Genomic DNA, 12,807 nt, shown 5'->3' on the forward strand with positions numbered 1-12,807 from the left:
ATCCATTTGCCAAGCCGTATCGGCCTTAACCGACCGGTAGAGGAGGATCGTATGAGGGTGCAAAATTCCCCGCCGTTTGAGTGAGCGTTGTATTTAATGTTTCCTAGACTTGCGTCACACTTTTTTGGATAAAAATCAGATGGATTGGACGGGGTGTTTTTGGTATTGGCGGTGCACTGCGCCGTAGTGACGAAGGCAGAATGGGTTTGAAAGAGGTCGCTCGGCAACGCCAGCAGTAACAATTACATCGCGCTCGCCACCGCCGGGACTGCTTATTGGATATATCTTTTAACGAGGAAATCCGCCACACGGCAGCATTAAACTGCTATTCCTCAACCCGGCTTAACACGAATTCGGGGATACGGGATTCCCTGCCGGCGTCCCGCATCAATGCGATATAACTCCGATAGGCCTGCTTCGCATTTTCGATTTCGCCCAAACCCCAATAAGCGTCACCTAAATTAATGTAAGCCACTGTACGGTTTGGGAATTTCTCGATCACTTTCTCCAAAAGATATACGGCCTCATTGAACAAACCGGATCGTTCGAAGTAGTAACCAATGTCGTTGTATTTCGATACGTTGCTGCGATCTATGGAAGTGATCCATAGGAGTTCATCAATTACCAACCTGTCGGATGCAAGGGACAAGTACTCAGCGTCATTTTCATTGTATGAGTTTTTTACCGACTCGTAGAATGAGTCAATTGTAGGCCCTAAATCTGGGTAAACAAAAAATTCATATATCAAATCAAGAGGCTGATTGGGAATGTTTAGATATTCAAAATTAGAAAAGGACATATCACCCAACATAAAACCGCCATAACCAGCAAAAAAGTCCCGATGGTGAACAATGTTATATTCCTTTACCAAGCGATACTGGAGATCAAATACCTGATATATGTAATCTGTAGTATTGCCCGTAGCCCCCCTAACAATACCCACCAAGTACCTATCTACATCGCAACGAGCCTCGACCCTAACCACTTCCGGAAGACGATACTTTTCTTCGCTGTGCAATATCCTTTCCTGAGACCCTAGCACGACTTCGACGTCCCCATTCGGCAGTATTCTTGCGCTACATTGGGCACCTGCGGATTGAGCGTCTGAAAGTTCAGTGCCTTGATTGAAAACCAGTTCTTCTGCATTGCTGTTCAACAACAGACAAGTGATCGGCAAGGTTGCCAATAGTGATTGAATGAATCGGTTTTTCATCCCTAAAACCCACCGTTAGTGACTGGAAGCAAGAACCGGCGCTTATAACAAGCAACCGCCCGCCAGCACTGTACGGTGGAGATTGTCCGCTTACCGTTTGAGTAATCGTTGTTTTTGTGGGATTTAAAACGCGCATCACGTTTTAGTCTGAACAACAGGCACAAAAAAGGCGCCAGTTCTAAACGAAATCTGGCGCCAGTCGAGAGCGTCTTTTGACGGTCACCACGCCATCACGACATCATCCATTTGCAGGTTCAAACGTTCGCTGCCAATCGCCAGTTCGGCAATGGCGAAGTGCGGCTGTACCTGTTTCACTTCGGCGACCAGGCGGGTGTCGCTCAGTTGCCAGAAGGTATCGCCCTGGCGGTCGAAATGCTGGCTGGTGCGATACACGCTCAGAAAATCGCCCGGGCGCAAACCGCTGCTGGCGCCGGTATCAACGAAAATTCGTTGACCGTTTACCTGGCTGATCGCCGCCATAAAGGGTTGGCATTGAATGGTTTTCTGAATGTCTTCTACCGCCTGGTCGAGCAGGATTTTGACTTGCTGGCCGTAATCGGTGCTGAAGAACCGGCCGGTGGCAAAACCGACTGGCGCGTTACGCGGTTCGTTCCATTCGCCGTAGGTGCTGTAGCGGCTTTGGAAGACCAGCGCACCGGAATAGCCATCGTGCACGAACACATCGAACACAAAGTGGCGGGTGCGTTCGGGTTTTTCAAAACCGACGCGGCTGAGCATGCCGTCCCAGGCGCGCGGTTGTGGCGCGTACGGGTCTTCCATCGACAGCTCACGGATGGCACCGGAAATCACAAACTGGGCGCCCAGGGTTTTGGCCGCTTCGACGGCGCTGGTCAACGTCATGCGCGGAGAAAGTTGGGTTGGTGCGCTGTCGCTGTTCGGGTAGAGCGTCATGGCGTTCGCGTTCAGTGCGCGGATGCCGGCCATGCCGCCGAAACCGTTCACTAAATACGCCGCCAGTTCACGGTCTACCGAACCCAGATGGCCCATGGTGGACTGCTCCGGGTGGTCCATCGGGAAGCCGGTGACGGCGACGGTTTTGCGGTAATGGTTAGCCATCACGTTGGCGCACACTTCGTCGGACGATACCCGTGCGGTGATCGACACCTGATAGACGTTGCCAACCCGGCCTTCGCTCATAATCTGAATATCGGTGACGCGGGCGGCGCTGTTCACGCGCAGGTAATCGACGGTCAAGTTACCGTTCTCCATCACCTGGGTGGAATGCACCTGAGCGCTGACCTGAATGGAGGCGCTTTCAATGGCCTGACGCAGAGCGCGAATGCGGGCGCTGTTGAGGTCGTTGAATTGAATCTCCGCTTCGCCTTCGGCATCGACCAACACCAGGCCGTCGTTGCTGAAACCCTCGGCGTGCGCCCCACTCAGACTGAACCCAGCAACCATCAGGGCAGCCATCATCCAGCGCAGGAAACTTTGCTCAGTGATGCCTTTCAACATGATGCGCTCCTCGGCCCGTCGTCCGTATTACTCGATGAAGTACAGGCCGGATTCGTTCGACTCAACGCCCTGGCGGCTCAATTGGCTGCGGGTAATGGCGTCGATGTCGTGAATCATGTCAGCGGCACAGCTGGCGTTTTGACGGCCATTGGCACGCGTCGCCAGACAGTTGCGGAAGCCTTCGTCGATAACCATTTCAACCATGGTTTCGTAGCTGCCGTCCGACAACATTTCCTGGTAAATCACCCGCGCACCCATAATTTGAGTATCGACAAACGCCCGGTACCGATCGCTCTGCACCACCATGTCTTCCACGGTGGACGTACCGATGATCTGCGTGCCGTAAACGCGTTCCGCCATGGTGCGGTAGGCATCCAGCTTGGAGGCGCGACGCGCAATCAGACGCTGCTGAACTTCAGTCAGACCGGCAGAGTTCGGGTTGATGGCGCCGTAACCGGAAGCCCGCAACACCATGGGTTCCATCGGCGGCAATTTCTCATTGATCTGTCGCACTTCCGACACGATGGCCGCGACCTGTTCTTCCTGGCTCGGTCCACCACCGCCGAACATGCCGCATCCACTCAGCAGCAGGGACAGGGTCGCCAGACTGATCAGCTGGCGCATAGTTTTGGCTTGCATAGGGCGCTCCATTTTCTCTCGGCTCTTGGCCACACGCTGTTGTTCCCAGCTATCGGCCAGGGCGGAAATTACATTAGGAGCATTTCGGAAAGCGGCGCACAGATCGCGCCGTTCGGTTGACGGCAGGCAGCCGCCAACGAATTGGCAATAAAATTCAGCCAATATTTTGACGAAGCCCACTAAAGAAAACTGCCAATAAAACCCAAAAGCGGCAAAAACCGGCCGAAAAGGCGGGTCACCACTTTGCAAACCAATTCACATACACTATTTTTACTTGGACCTCGCCATGGCGGTGCATGGCCGCCCAGCCAACCTCAAAGGAAGAAGATGATGCAACGAAGTCTGCTTGCGCTGGCCATATTGACGGCCGGAACAGCCTCAGCCACCCCCTTTACCGGAAACGACACCCGCTCCAGTGCCATGGGCAACACCGGTGTCGCCTCCGCTGATTCCTTCGCCGCCAGCCAGTTCAACCCGGCGTTGTTGTCGGCTTACGAAGATAACGTCGACTTCGGTTTGCAACTGCCGAGCATCATGTTTTCGATTGATGATGGGTATGGGTTTATTAAGGCAGTGAATGTTGCGCAGAATTTCGAGAATACGGATACCGATGCCATTCTGAGGGAAGTGGGTGAATTGCCGGATGCTGTTGCAGCAACTTCGGACGCCGCCGATGAATTTAATGACGGTATTGATGCTGGTGAACTTGATGCCTACAACGAAGCTAACCAGGCACTGGACGATAAAATCGACACCATCCAAAGCGAACTCCGCAACCTGGAAGTGGCTGTAGATGACACCAACGACAGCATGTCTACCTTGCCAGATAAACCTTTAGCGCTCCTCGGCTCCATTGGCACCGCGATTGCAATTCCCCGTTCCGGGTTAGGTTTGGCACTTCACTTAAATACCAGCGCCAATGTAGGTATGCGGGCTAACATTGCCGATGATGATTTAAACACTCTGGAATTAGCCGTAGACGACACACTTGGCTATACCGATGAAGCAGACCAGTTGACTACATTATCGGCCGAAGTTTCTGCGGCGGCTGAAGTACTTTCGGGTTTTAACGAAGCTGGGGATCCATGTTCAGGTACCATCGCATATCAAAATGCTTACAACGACTTTTTAATTGCACAAGCCAACCTGGAAGCAGAATCCAATGGTACAACAATAAATCTGGACAGCACTGGTGGCGATCCTGGCGATCTTTGCTCTGGCACACACGATGCTGACTATGACGGCAATAACGTTTCGACCTACACAAGCGTTAACGGCTTCTACGTCAACGGCGAATTCGACAGTACAGCTACTGACGGATTTGGTGAAAACTCAACCGTCACCATCCTCGGCGCCAACGTTATCGAACTGGGTGTTTCCGCCGCTCGCGAATTCACCTACATGGGCCAGACATTCTCTGTTGGTGTCACGCCAAAACTGCAATCACTGCAAATTTTTGAAGACACCATTGCTTTCGATGAAGCCGGTAACTTCGACACCAGCACACTGAGCCAAAACACCACCACCGCCTTCACCGGCAACCTCGACATTGGTGTCGCCAAAAACTGGTACAACATCTGGGGTGGTCAGGTTCGCGCCGGCTTGGCAGTTAAAGACCTGATTCCGCAAACCTTCGAAAGCGCCTCCGGTCGTGAACTCTCCATGGGCCCGAAAGCCCGTATTGGTGCAGCACACGAAACCCGTTTCAGCACCGTCGCGCTGGACCTGGACCTGACTGAAAACGAACCGCTGGGTTACGGCGTTACTACCCGCTACATTGGCCTGGGCGGCGAACTCGACGCCTTCAACTGGATGAAAGTCCGCGCCGGTTACCGCAACAACCTGAGCGTTGACGACAGCCACGTCATCACCACCGGCCTCGGCTTCACACCGTTCGGTACCGGCCTCGACCTGACCGCCTGGTTCAGCCCGGCCTCATTCGACGAATGGGAAGACATCGTCCGCGACGCTGGTTTTGCTACTCAGTTCTCTATGAACTGGTAATCAAAACCACTGAATAGAAGGGAGCCTGACGGCTCCCTTTTTTGTTCACTGTCCGCTCCAGCTATACGGCAGTACAATCCCCACAAACTCCCAACCATAACCCAACGATGCAAACCTATCTGGTCGGCGGCGCGGTACGCGATGAACTTTTAGGCCTGGCGGTGAAAGACCGCGACTGGGTTGTTGTTGGCGCGCGTCCGGAAGAACTGGAGGCCGAAGGGTTCCAACGCGTCGGCGCCGACTTCCCGGTGTTTTTGCACCCGCGCAGCAAAGAGGAATACGCGCTCGCGCGCACCGAGCGAAAGTCCGGCCACGGCTATACCGGCTTTGAGGTTCAGTTCGACCCGAGCGTCACGCTTGAAGACGATCTGCTGCGCCGCGACCTCACCATCAACGCCATCGCCAAGAGCGACACCGGCGAGTTGATCGACCCCTACGGTGGCCTTGCCGACATCAAAGCACGACAACTGCGACACGTGTCGCCCGCTTTTCGTGAAGATCCACTGCGCGTGTTGCGCGTAGCCCGTTTCGCCGCGCGTTTTGCACATTTAGGTTTTGAAGTCGCCCATGAAACGCGTGAATTGATGCGCGCCATGGTGGCCGATGGCGAGTTGAAATTCCTGGTGCACGAACGCGTCTGGCAGGAAATGAGTCGCGCTTTATTAGAACCCAACCCAGAATATTTTTTCCGCGAACTGCGTGCCTGTGGCGCGTTGAAAATTATTCTGCCGGAATTCGATGCGTTGTTCGGCGTGCCACAAACGATGCGTTGGCACCCGGAAATCGACACCGGCATTCATACCCTGAAAGCGCTGCAAATCGCCGTTACCTTAAGTGACTCACTTGAGGTACGTTTGGCAACGCTGTGCCACGACTTTGGCAAAGGTTTAACCGATCCAAAACATTGGCCATCGCACCGCGGGCATGAAGACCTGGGCGCTAACGCCATCGCCGCCTTGGCCGCCGAGCGCAAGTGGCCGAAAAAGCCCGCACGCCTGGCCGAACTGACCGCGCGATACCACACCCACTGCCACAAAATCGGCGAATTAAAAGCGGCGACCATCGTCAAAACACTGGAAGCCTTTGGCGCCTTTCGCGCACCGGAAACCTTCGAACATTTCCTGCTCGCCTGCGAAGCCGATGCCCGCGGACGCTCCGGCTTGGAACAGCAACCCTACCCGGAGGCCGATCAATTTCGTGACTGTTTGAACGCTTGCCTCGCAGTCAAACCCGCCGACTTAATGGCCCAAGGTTACGCAGGCGCTCAACTCGGCGAAGCGATTCATCGCGCCCGAGTCAACGCCGTGAAGGACGTACAAACCGGATGGAACTGACGCTGAAGTTAACACCCACCAACCCGGCACCCGTCGTATTAGTTACCGGCGGCGCGCGCCGCCTTGGTGCGCAAATGGCGCGCACCTTTCACCAAGCCGGCTTTCGCGTGTTGGTGCATTATCGGTCGAGCAAAACCGACGCAGACTCTCTGGCCAAAGAACTCAACCAGCAACGCCCAGACAGCGTCCAAGCGCTTTCATCCGAATTAAACACCGCAGAGACCATTAACGACTTTGCACAACAAGCCACCAAAGCTTTCGGCCGCATCGATGTACTCATCAACAACGCTTCCGCCTTTTTCCCAACACCCTTTGGCGACATCGATGAAGAACAGCTCGACCTGCTGCTGCACACCAACCTGCGCTTACCGATTTTGCTCACCCAAGCACTGGCACCCGAACTCAGCCAACGCCAAGGCGTCGTCATCAACCTCGCCGACATCCATGCCCTGCGCCCACTCGCCAATCACCCCGCCTACGCCGCCACCAAAGCTGGCTTGATCAGCGCAACAAAATCCATGGCCTTAGACCTAGCGCCCAATATCCGCGCCAATGCCATCGCCCCCGGCGCCATTCTGTTACCGGAAAGCCAGGGAGCGGATTATGAGCAACAACTGACGGCCAGGATACCGCTGGGCAAACTGGGCGAGCCGAAAGACTTAGCAGAAGCCGCGCTGTTTTTAGCGACGGCGAAGTATGTGACTGGGCAGGTGTTGGCGGTGGATGGAGGGAGGACGGTTTGGCAGTAGCTGCATATCCGCTCTTTCAGACTGATCACAGTTTAGCCATGAATAACCTGGGGCATTTTTCCGAATCGGCCTGTAGGAAACAAACTTCACAGACTTATTGACATCGTCAGGTAGACAGATACAAATACCTATCAGCGATCACAGTCGTGACGCTGAAGCATTCAAGAACTCAACGGAATATTTCTCCAAGGAGCAACAATGAGAGCAATAGGGAATTTACTGTGGTTTTTACTGGGTGGTGTTTTCATGGGCCTGTCTTGGTGGCTTGTAGGTGCCATTGCCTTCGTCACGATTATTGGCATTCCCTGGGGGCGAGCCTGTTTTGTTATTGGCAATTTCTCATTTTTTCCATTCGGAAAAGAAGCCATTCGTCGAGATGAGCTAAGCCAACAGACCGATATTGGCACCGGCGGTTTTGGACTAATTGGTAATATTATCTGGTTCGTCTTCGCCGGTTTATGGTTAGCTTTAGGGCACGTTTTTTCGGCCATTTTGTGTTTTATTACCATTATCGGAATACCCTTTGGCATCCAACACTTGAAGTTAGCAGGCATAGCTATATTCCCAGTGGGAAAAACCATCGTCTCGAAGGAAGTTGCGATTGCTGCACGGTCGGCTAACGCCAGCGCTACAGTGGCGGCTATGAGAGCAAACGGATAAGACACTTTGCCACGATACAGGCTGCTTTTGCGGCCTGTATCACTCCTTCTGCCCGGCCTCTATTCCATACATTCCGACATACTTCTTTAGGCCTGTAGCGTTCAGCCTGTCTAAACTTCAGCTTCAGAATAAACAACGATTTAACGGGCCAAGCCATGCTCCTCTACTACCTCGACCTAATCGGCGTCGCCGTCTTTGCCACCAGTGGTGTGTTGGCGGCGCGTGATCGCGATCTGGATTTTCTCGGTGTGATTGTGATCGCGACTATTACCGCTATCGGCGGCGGCACGCTGCGCGATTTGCTGTTGAACCGGCACCCCATTTTCTGGGTCACCGACAGTGCTTACTTGCTGGTGATTATTGCAGCAACGGTGCTGACGCTGATCTATCTGCGCTACAAACAAGCACCCGGTCCAGCGTTTATGGTGGCCGATGCGTTTGGGCTGGCGTTGTTCGCACTCTCGGGTGCACAACATGCACAGCAAGGCGGTTACGACCCGCTGATTGTGATCGTGATGGGAACCATGACTGGCGTAACCGGCGGTATTATTCGCGACGTGATTACAGCCAAAGTACCGTTGGTGTTGCGCCGAGAGATTTACGCTACAGCCGCCATTGCCGGAATTGGCGTCTACTTATTATTGCTGGCGCTCGGCCTTACTCAGCCCGTGGCGTTCTGGATCGGTATCGTCTTCGTTGCTGGATTACGACTATTGGCGTTGCGCTGGAACTTGCATTTGCCGGTGTTGTATAAGCCCTGAGGCTTCCACTGCACAAACAGTCGGCACTACACTGTTAAAACGTTCACGACAGGGACAGGAGGCTACAATGTCTGGGCATCGAATTTTCACCATGCCATTTGCCAAGATCTACCCGGCATATATCCAAAAAGCCGAACGCAAAGGCCGCACTCAGTCCGAAGTCGATACCATAATTAATTGGCTGACCGGATACGACGCAGCAGGCCTGCAACAACAGCTCGACCAGCAAACCGATGTTGAGACTTTTTTTGCCCAAGCGCCGGCGATGAATCCGAATACAGCGCTGATAAAAGGCGTAGTTTGCGGCATTCGGGTTGAAGAGGTTGAAGACCCGTTAATGCAAAAAATCCGCTGGCTCGACAAACTGATTGATGAACTGGCGAAGGGGAAAGCGATGGAGAAGATCCTTCGTCAGTCTTAAGCGGAACCCCATTATGACCGATCGTATTGTATATATTTCCGATCTTCTGGGTCAGGCTTCAGAGCACGGCTACCTGTTGATCGATGAAGCCAATTTGCCAACGGAGTTTTTCACACTGCGCAGTGGCCTGGCCGGAGATATTTTTCAAAAATTTGTTAACTATCAGATGGCTCTGGCAGTCCTGGTGAAAGACCCATCAGTATACGGCGACCGCGTGGTTGAGCTGGTTCGCGAACACCAGCGCCACCCGCTGGTCCGTTTCTTCAGCGATGCCGATTCGGCTAAGACCTGGCTCAGTCGATTTAACTGAGCGCACGGCAGAATCGTCAAATCACCCATTTGCTTAAAGCCTGGTACCGGCGGTATCACCTTCATTACGCTAAACGATAACTCCAACGATGTGATTTGGCAGAACACCGGAAACGGCAAACTCTTATTGCACAAGTCCGGTATTACATTCCGCTACAAAAAGCCAACAAGCTCTCACTAATTATTTCGATGAACCCCGCTATGTTGATGTCGGCCAACAAGAGCGACACTACCAGCGGCAGTCCCCAGTCCGACTGGTTCTCGCTCACCAAAGCGGGAACTAGAACAATGAAAATTCTCCAAACGACCGCGGCGTTTTTCTTTGCCCTAACGCTCACCAACGTCAGCTTCGGTCACTCTGGCGGCACCAACGCCATGGGTTGCCACACCAATCATCGCACCGGCGACTACCACTGCCACACGCCCAAAACTCCGCCACCGCAGCGAGTGCTCTATTGTCATGTGATTAATGGAGAACCGCGCTGCGGTTACGCGCTTAGCACGTGCAACGACCTGGTATCGCAATATGGCGGGCAGTGTGTTCAACAATAAGTAGGTGTTTGAAACAAGTTTAGAGTGAACGAAGGCGATTGATGATTGCTTGGTAGTTCGTCACATAATTCTTCCACCGTAACGGTATGGCGCTTTCAACTTTTCTACCGTTGAGTTGTGGCTTCAACACGTCTGCCAATTCGCGTGCCTCTTCAGCCGCATCCTGTTCATTTCCCTGATAAAACACCGCGTCCGGCAAACACTCTGGATAAGCTTGTCGATTCGGCACTACGCAAGTGGCGCCGGCCTGGGCGAGTTCCTGCATTGCCAGGCCCTGAAAATCGTGCAGGGCGGTTGAAACGCCGACGCCAGCGCGGCCCAGCCAGTGGCGGTAGGTTGCTTCGTCGGCCTCACCCCAATGCACTACACACTCACCCAAGGCTTGTCGCTCCCCGGCAAAAGCATCACCGCGGCCACCACCACTGCCCAACATCGCAAGTCGAAAATCGACACCACTCTGTTTCAGTTGCAACAGCGCACTGAGAAAACACTGCGGTTGCTTATCCCATTCCCAGCGATGGTTCCAGACAATCAACTTCGGGTCTTTTGGTTGCTCACGCAGTGCTGAGAACCGCTCTGTTAATGGCACCGGCAATACGTCGGAAATTTTTTCAATATTACTCAATACATTGCCAGGAAATTGTTCCGGGAATTTTTTGAATAGTTGCCGAGCTCCGGTAAAAAATGTATCGCGATTAAAGTGGGTATTAAAACTGATCCAGTCGGCACAAAAGGCGTTTTCCAGACTCTTGAATTGCCAGGCAGTTTGATGCGCTCGTTGTTGTTGATCTGACAACGGATGGGCAAATTGGTTTTCGTGGAAATACAACCACAGTGGCACATCGCGCAGTGCCGGGCAGCGGGCTTTTAAGGTCACAACATTGGTTAAGCTGGTGGCGATGATCAGATCGTAGGATTGCTGAAACGCCGCGTCGTCACTCATTGCCCACAGCCAGCCGGAGGCTTCAATGCGCCAACTGAAATGCCGGGCCGGCTGGTGGCGCAGCGTCCAGTTGTGTTCGGGAAAGGCAGCCATCAGGCCGTCGCACCAATAGCGGTGGCTGGCGGAATGATAGGCGCTGAGTAGCAGAATGTTCATGGTGGTTAGCGCTGTGGTCAGTGGTCTGGTGAGATCCCGGATAGCGCCTGCGGCACTTCCGGGATGACATTTTCAGGCGGTAATCAATTTTTGGTTTCTTCGCCCCAGGGCGCTAATAAATCCTGTTCAAAGCCAGCACTTTTTAAGATGCGGGCAACAACAAAATCGATCATGTCCGAAATGGTTTTTGGCTGGTGATAAAAGCCCGGGCTGGCCGGCAATATAACGGCGCCGGCGCGTTTTAATATCAGCATATTTTGCAGGTGAATTTCGTTGTACGGCGTTTCACGCGGCACCAGAATCAGGCGGCCGTTTTCTTTGAGAACCACATCGGCGCCGCGCTCGATCAGGTTGTCGCATTGGCCGGTGGCAATGGCTGCCAGGGTGCCGGTTGAGCAGGGGCAGACGATCATTGTATCCGGCGCGCCCGAGCCGCTGGCGACCGGGCTCATCCAATCTTCGCGGCCGACGATGATCAGTTTGCCGCCGTCGCCCAAACGTTCGCGCAAATGGTCGTGCAATTTGTCGTGATTGGCGGGCCAGGGCGCGCCGGTTTCGACGGCGGCAACCATCAAAGCAGCTTTCGATACCAGCAGATGCACTTCGCAATTGGCCGCCAACAACCATTGCAACAAACGTTCGGCGTAAGGCGCGCCGGACGCGCCGGTGATGGCAAGCGTGACGCGGCGGTTCATGCGTCTTCTCCGTGGTAACGAATCATGCCTTCTTGTGCGGTGCTGGCAACCAGCTTGCCGCTGCGGTCAAAAATCTGCCCGCGCACATAGCCGCGTGCGCCACTGGCGCTGGGGCTGTCGGCGACGTACAACAGCCAATCGTCAAATTTGAACGGCCGGTGAAACCAGATGGCGTGATCAAGCGAGGCAATGGTCAGCCCCGGTTTCATCAGCGAAATGCCGTGCGGCATCAGTGCGGTTTCCAGAAAGCCGTAATCGCTGGTGTAAGCGAGCATCGATTGATGCACCACCGGGTCGTCCGGCAGCGGGCCGTTGGCGCGAATCCACATGTGCCGTTTGGCGATGCCCATGCGCGGGCGGAATGGGTTTTGCGCTTCAACGATGCGGTATTCAATCGGCCGTTCGGCGGTGAACAGATCGCGCACCCGGGTGGGAATTTCGTCGGCGTGATCGCGGTACAGTTTCAGTTCCGGTTCCAGCCCTTCCGGGCCGGGCACGTTGGGCATGGCGTCCTGATGTTCCAGGCCCGGTTCTTCAATCTGGAACGATGCTGTCATCGCCAGAATGGGTTTGTCGAACTGGGTAGCGATAACTCGCCGCACGCTGAACGAGCGGCCATCGCGCACCGCTTCAACCTGATAATCAATCGGCTCGCTAACGTCGCCCGGGCGCAGAAAATACGAATGCAACGAGTGCGGCACGCGACCTTCCAGGGTTTGCAGCGCTGCCGACAAACCCTGACCAATCACCTGCCCGCCGAACACCTTTGGGTAGCCCAGGTCTTGCGACAAACCACGATAGCGATGTTCGCCAATCGGCTCCAAGGTCAGTAGTTCGATCAAGCGTTCAACAACCGCTTCGGCCATGGAAATCTCCTCTTACTGCGTCCTGCTTT

General features: G+C 54.1%; 14 protein-coding genes. 8 read left to right on the plus strand and 6 right to left on the minus strand.

The window, feature by feature from the left end; genetic code table 11:
* Positions 1-325: 325 nt before the first annotated feature.
* The 3 genes from DW349_RS13520 to DW349_RS13530 form a co-directional block, all read right to left on the minus strand.
* Positions 326-1,213 (minus strand): tetratricopeptide repeat protein, encoded by an 888-nt coding sequence (locus DW349_RS13520; protein WP_108126480.1) that lies wholly within the window; start codon positions 1,211-1,213, stop codon positions 326-328.
* 219 nt (positions 1,214-1,432) lie between these two features.
* On the minus strand, positions 1,433-2,689 hold the full coding sequence (locus DW349_RS13525; protein ID WP_108126481.1) for a flagellar assembly protein T N-terminal domain-containing protein: 1,257 nt from the start codon (positions 2,687-2,689) through the stop codon (positions 1,433-1,435).
* A gap of 27 nt (positions 2,690-2,716) precedes the next feature.
* A complete protein-coding gene (locus tag DW349_RS13530) occupies positions 2,717-3,328 on the minus strand; it encodes an LPP20 family lipoprotein (RefSeq protein ID WP_157954405.1) in 612 nt (203 codons plus the stop codon).
* Positions 3,329-3,658: 330 nt separating this feature from the next.
* On the opposite strand from DW349_RS13530, the gene traF reads away from it, so the two are divergent.
* The 8 genes from traF to DW349_RS13570 all read left to right on the plus strand — a co-directional run bounded on the left by traF (position 3,659) and on the right by DW349_RS13570 (position 10,118).
* Positions 3,659-5,332, plus strand: a complete 1,674-nt coding sequence (traF, locus tag DW349_RS13535) for a conjugal transfer protein TraF (protein ID WP_157954406.1) — start codon at positions 3,659-3,661, stop codon at positions 5,330-5,332.
* Positions 5,333-5,439: 107 nt separating this feature from the next.
* Positions 5,440-6,666, plus strand: coding sequence for a multifunctional CCA addition/repair protein (locus tag DW349_RS13540; protein WP_108126484.1), 1,227 nt, complete (start codon positions 5,440-5,442; stop codon positions 6,664-6,666).
* Positions 6,657-7,415: a pteridine reductase gene (locus DW349_RS13545; RefSeq protein ID WP_108126485.1), complete on the plus strand. Its 759-nt coding sequence runs from the start codon at positions 6,657-6,659 to the stop codon at positions 7,413-7,415. The genes DW349_RS13540 and DW349_RS13545 overlap by 10 nt, the downstream gene beginning before the upstream one ends.
* A 198-nt stretch (positions 7,416-7,613) precedes the next feature.
* A complete protein-coding gene (locus DW349_RS13550) occupies positions 7,614-8,075 on the plus strand; it encodes a YccF domain-containing protein (protein ID WP_108126486.1) in 462 nt (153 codons plus the stop codon).
* Between the two features lie 155 nt (positions 8,076-8,230).
* Positions 8,231-8,836: a trimeric intracellular cation channel family protein gene (locus tag DW349_RS13555; RefSeq protein ID WP_108126487.1), complete on the plus strand. Its 606-nt coding sequence runs from the start codon at positions 8,231-8,233 to the stop codon at positions 8,834-8,836.
* 67 nt (positions 8,837-8,903) lie between these two features.
* On the plus strand, positions 8,904-9,257 hold the full coding sequence (locus tag DW349_RS13560; protein WP_108126488.1) for a DUF2200 domain-containing protein: 354 nt from the start codon (positions 8,904-8,906) through the stop codon (positions 9,255-9,257).
* A 13-nt stretch (positions 9,258-9,270) separates the two neighbouring features.
* The gene (locus tag DW349_RS13565; protein ID WP_198650539.1) at positions 9,271-9,567 is read left to right on the plus strand and encodes a DUF4180 domain-containing protein; all 297 of its coding nucleotides are present in this window, start codon (positions 9,271-9,273) and stop codon (positions 9,565-9,567) included.
* Between the two features lie 287 nt (positions 9,568-9,854).
* Complete coding sequence (locus DW349_RS13570) at positions 9,855-10,118, plus strand: YHYH domain-containing protein (RefSeq protein WP_108126490.1); 264 nt, start codon at positions 9,855-9,857, stop codon at positions 10,116-10,118.
* A gap of 19 nt (positions 10,119-10,137) precedes the next feature.
* Here the strand turns inward: DW349_RS13570 and DW349_RS13575 are convergent, their stop codons facing one another.
* The 3 genes from DW349_RS13575 to DW349_RS13585 all read right to left on the minus strand — a co-directional run bounded on the left by DW349_RS13575 (position 10,138) and on the right by DW349_RS13585 (position 12,778).
* Entirely contained in the window at positions 10,138-11,217 is a 1,080-nt protein-coding gene (locus DW349_RS13575; protein ID WP_108126491.1) for a tRNA-queuosine alpha-mannosyltransferase domain-containing protein, read from the minus strand.
* Between the two features lie 83 nt (positions 11,218-11,300).
* On the minus strand, positions 11,301-11,912 hold the full coding sequence (locus DW349_RS13580; RefSeq protein WP_108126492.1) for a flavin prenyltransferase UbiX: 612 nt from the start codon (positions 11,910-11,912) through the stop codon (positions 11,301-11,303).
* Complete coding sequence (locus tag DW349_RS13585) at positions 11,909-12,778, minus strand: acyl-CoA thioesterase (protein ID WP_108126493.1); 870 nt, start codon at positions 12,776-12,778, stop codon at positions 11,909-11,911. The genes DW349_RS13580 and DW349_RS13585 overlap by 4 nt, the downstream gene beginning before the upstream one ends.
* Positions 12,779-12,807: the final 29 nt, after the last annotated feature.

It is taken from the genome of Saccharospirillum mangrovi (genome assembly GCF_003367315.1).
In the GTDB taxonomy this organism is placed as follows: Bacteria; Pseudomonadota; Gammaproteobacteria; order Pseudomonadales; family Natronospirillaceae; genus Saccharospirillum; species Saccharospirillum mangrovi.

What these genes read in the sequence shown, in the direction of transcription:
- DW349_RS13555 (WP_108126487.1), top strand. Translation starts at nt 8,231, where the DNA reads ATGCTCCTCTACTACCTCGACCTAATCGGCGTCGCCGTCTTTGCCACC.
- DW349_RS13520 (WP_108126480.1), bottom strand. Translation starts at nt 1,213, where the DNA reads ATGAAAAACCGATTCATTCAATCACTATTGGCAACCTTGCCGATCACT.
- DW349_RS13560 (WP_108126488.1), top strand. Translation starts at nt 8,904, where the DNA reads ATGTCTGGGCATCGAATTTTCACCATGCCATTTGCCAAGATCTACCCG.
- DW349_RS13585 (WP_108126493.1), bottom strand. Translation starts at nt 12,778, where the DNA reads ATGGCCGAAGCGGTTGTTGAACGCTTGATCGAACTACTGACCTTGGAG.
- DW349_RS13565 (WP_198650539.1), top strand. Translation starts at nt 9,271, where the DNA reads ATGACCGATCGTATTGTATATATTTCCGATCTTCTGGGTCAGGCTTCA.
- DW349_RS13580 (WP_108126492.1), bottom strand. Translation starts at nt 11,912, where the DNA reads ATGAACCGCCGCGTCACGCTTGCCATCACCGGCGCGTCCGGCGCGCCT.
- traF (WP_157954406.1), top strand. Translation starts at nt 3,659, where the DNA reads ATGCAACGAAGTCTGCTTGCGCTGGCCATATTGACGGCCGGAACAGCC.
- DW349_RS13570 (WP_108126490.1), top strand. Translation starts at nt 9,855, where the DNA reads ATGAAAATTCTCCAAACGACCGCGGCGTTTTTCTTTGCCCTAACGCTC.
- DW349_RS13545 (WP_108126485.1), top strand. Translation starts at nt 6,657, where the DNA reads ATGGAACTGACGCTGAAGTTAACACCCACCAACCCGGCACCCGTCGTA.
- DW349_RS13550 (WP_108126486.1), top strand. Translation starts at nt 7,614, where the DNA reads ATGAGAGCAATAGGGAATTTACTGTGGTTTTTACTGGGTGGTGTTTTC.
- DW349_RS13540 (WP_108126484.1), top strand. Translation starts at nt 5,440, where the DNA reads ATGCAAACCTATCTGGTCGGCGGCGCGGTACGCGATGAACTTTTAGGC.
- DW349_RS13525 (WP_108126481.1), bottom strand. Translation starts at nt 2,689, where the DNA reads ATGTTGAAAGGCATCACTGAGCAAAGTTTCCTGCGCTGGATGATGGCT.
- DW349_RS13530 (WP_157954405.1), bottom strand. Translation starts at nt 3,328, where the DNA reads ATGCAAGCCAAAACTATGCGCCAGCTGATCAGTCTGGCGACCCTGTCC.
- DW349_RS13575 (WP_108126491.1), bottom strand. Translation starts at nt 11,217, where the DNA reads ATGAACATTCTGCTACTCAGCGCCTATCATTCCGCCAGCCACCGCTAT.